This is a genomic window from Cupriavidus sp. SIMBA_020 (assembly GCF_046535395.1).
Lineage (GTDB): Bacteria > Pseudomonadota > Gammaproteobacteria > Burkholderiales > Burkholderiaceae > Cupriavidus > Cupriavidus campinensis.
Genome location: NZ_JAWRWU010001736.1, coordinates 1 through 233 on the forward strand (window position 1 = coordinate 1; position 233 = coordinate 233).

A 233-nucleotide genomic window follows, 5' to 3' on the forward strand; every position below is an offset into this window, starting at 1 on the left:
CGATGCGCACGAAGTCGAGTTCATGAATCGTCAGATCACAGCGCTCCAGAACCATGTCGCGGATCTCACCTCGCGGCGTGAAGCCGACGCGGCCGAGCGCCTGAAGATCGAGACCGAGCGCGACGAGCTGGTAGTCGAGAACGACTCGATGAGGCAGGCGCACGCGAAGCTGCGCGAGAACAACGCGGCGCTCGAGCGGCGCATCGATGAACTCACGATCGTCGACGCCGAGT

General features: G+C 63.5%; 1 protein-coding gene. It reads left to right on the forward strand.

Annotated features, from left to right (window positions below):
- Window positions 1-22: 22 nt before the first annotated feature.
- Window positions 23-233 (forward strand): hypothetical protein (locus tag SB751_RS35560; protein ID WP_410749680.1); only part of this gene is annotated, 211 nt, incomplete at its 3' end.